The sequence below is a fragment of the Bacillus sp. AFS031507 genome (genome assembly GCF_002584635.1).
In the GTDB taxonomy this organism is placed as follows: Bacteria; Bacillota; Bacilli; order Bacillales; family Cytobacillaceae; genus Neobacillus.
This window is the reverse complement of record NZ_NUOW01000076.1, coordinates 1-2,565: the sequence shown is the minus strand read 5'-3', so window position 1 is coordinate 2,565 and position 2,565 is coordinate 1. Positions and strand designations below refer to the sequence as shown.

General features: G+C 36.1%; 2 protein-coding genes. Both read left to right on the top strand.

Annotated features, from left to right (window positions below; all coding sequences use genetic code 11):
• Nucleotides 1-241 precede the first annotated feature (241 nt).
• Complete coding sequence (locus COE25_RS29360) at nucleotides 242-1,114, top strand: tyrosine-type recombinase/integrase (protein ID WP_098935169.1); 873 nt, start codon at nucleotides 242-244, stop codon at nucleotides 1,112-1,114.
• Complete coding sequence (locus COE25_RS29355) at nucleotides 1,111-2,253, top strand: IS91 family transposase (protein WP_098935168.1); 1,143 nt, start codon at nucleotides 1,111-1,113, stop codon at nucleotides 2,251-2,253. The genes COE25_RS29360 and COE25_RS29355 overlap by 4 nt, the downstream gene beginning before the upstream one ends.
• The last annotated feature ends 312 nt before the right edge of the window (nucleotides 2,254-2,565 follow it).

The following is a 2,565-nucleotide window of genomic DNA, read 5'->3' as shown; positions in this document are numbered from 1 at the left end:
AGAAGAACGAAATCGCTAACGCGATGGCTCTTTAAAAGCCCAATATCAAATAATTTTATAAAAAAACAAAAAAGTATGTTCTCTATGTGGTATTGTTTAATCGCCAAACCAAACAATCCATAGAAGGACATACTTTTTCTTATGCCAATTATATCACAACTTACTACTAGATGTCGTGCTCCTCCTTTTGATGATTGATTAATCAACTAATCTACTTATTCAATCATCAGGAGGAATTTTTATGAAGCATTATGATAAAAAAATAGAACTATACTTTGATCTTAAAGGTACCCCCGATTCGTCAAGAGAATCCTATTGGAGACGAATACGGGCATTCTTATCTTTTATGCAGAGTTCAAATAAATCCATAGAGGATATGAAAGAAGAGGATATCCAACAATATATCCTCTTCCTAAAAAAAGAAAAAGGTCTCTCCGCAGGGACCATTAATAATTATATCTCATCCATTCGATTTTTCTATACTTATGTATTAGAGAAGGATTGGAATGAGAAAAAAGTTCCAAGGATGAAAAGAGTTAAGACCTTTCCTGTTATCCCTTCAAGAGAAGATGTCATGGCTCTTTTGGATTCAACGGAGAATCTAAAACATAAAGCCATCTTCGTTTTAATTTATGGCAGTGGCTTAAGAGTAAGTGAAGTAGCTAGGTTAAAAATAAGTGATATCTGCAGTAAAACCATGAGAATTAGAGTGGATCACGCGAAACACAATACGAATCGCTATACCATCTTATCAGAAAAAGCACTGGAAGTGCTTAGGAAATACTTTCGACATCAGTTCGCTTCTAAAAAATATAAACCGGATGACTGGTTGTTCCCTGGACAAAACAATCAAAACCATATCAATGTAAAAACGATTAAGAATACCATGATAAAACTTAGAGAAAAGTTGGAACTTGATTCTGGTATTTCTGCCCATACATTAAGACATTGTTTTTCCACTCATTCCTTAGAAGACGGAATCGACCCTGTGTTTATCCAACAGATGCTTGGACATAAGAATCTTCAAACTACATTGGCCTACCTTCATATGACTTCCAAAAGCTTAATGGGAGTCAAAAGTCCTTTAGATTCTAAAGGAGATCGTAAGGTATGAACACTGTTCAGGATTTGTTTAATACTTTCTATCCTCAATATAAAGAAAAATATAAAACGTCTATGGAACAAACTAAAGCTGCTAGAGACGTGATGAATTGTAGAACAGCCACCCTGGGTGGCCATGCCTATGAATGTGAAACTTGTAGTCATACCCAAGTAAGATATAATTCTTGTCGCAATCGCCACTGTACTCTATGTCAAGGCGTGAACAAGGCCGTTTGGGTAGATAAAAGGAAAAAGGATATTCTTAATGCTCCTTATTTCCATGTCGTTTTTACGATGCCTGAACAGCTACACATGTTAATCTATCATAATCAAAAAATACTTTATGAGCTAATGTACAAAGCAGTCGCCGAAACACTAGCTGAACTTTCCTTAGACAAGAAATATTTAGGGGCGCAGATTGGTTTTTTCTCCGTTTTGCATACTTGGGGTCAAAACCTTCATTACCATCCCCACATTCATACAGTGGTATTAGCCGGCGGACTTAATCTTAGGAATCAGTGGTGTAACACGAGTCAAAAATTCTTCATACCTGTAAAGGTGTTATCCAAAAAGTTTCGCGGAAAATATCTCTACTATCTGAAGCAATATTATGAACAAAACCGACTTGAATTTTTTAATGAAGCAATAAAATTGAAAGATCCAAGAGTCTTTCAGAATTTAATAGACGAGTGTTATAGCTTAAATTGGTACAGCTATACCAAAAGAACTTTTTCAGGTCCTTTGGCAGTCATGGAATACCTTGGGCGTTACACACACCGTATCGCCATTTCAAATAATAGAATTGTTTCTGTTGGAAAAGAAACCGTTACGATTCAAGTGAAGGATTATAAAAACAATAACCAGAAGAAGACCGTTACTATGAAGGGCGTTGAGTTCATACGACGGTTTTTAATGCATATTCTCCCGAAGGGATTTGTAAAAATTCGTCACTATGGTCTTCTAGCTAATCGTAATAAGAAAACCAAACTCGTTCTTTGTAGGAAACTAACCAAAAGTCCCGTATATAAACCCAAATTCGAAGGGTTAAGTACTTTTGAGGTTCTTTCAATACTCATTAATAAGGATGTAACTTTATGTCCATCTTGTAAAAAGTCACACTTAAAGACTGCTTTATCAGGTGCTTTACCTTGATTGGATCAAACTGAATACCTTTTGAAAAAAGCCCCTTTAGTGGGGAGGGGGAAAGTTTACCCTAAACTGACTATATTCTTAATAAAAAATATTTCTTCAAGTTGGACATAGTACAGGAAACAAAAAATCAGAGGGAACAAAAAGATTGAAATCCCATAGGCCAGGGACCGCGACTTCATTCTTCTTGGGCAATCAAAAATTTTGCGCAGAGATCTTTTACATGGAATAAACCAAAGGCACAACTAGCTCCTTACCGCTAGTTGTGCCTTTTTACGCGCAAAACTTCCGATTGAACCCTGTAAGAACCGTCCC

Bases quoted from the DNA above. Each gene is read 5' to 3' on its own strand.
- COE25_RS29355 (WP_098935168.1), top strand. From the start codon at position 1,111: ATGAACACTGTTCAGGATTTGTTTAATACTTTCTATCCTCAATATAAA.
- COE25_RS29360 (WP_098935169.1), top strand. From the start codon at position 242: ATGAAGCATTATGATAAAAAAATAGAACTATACTTTGATCTTAAAGGT.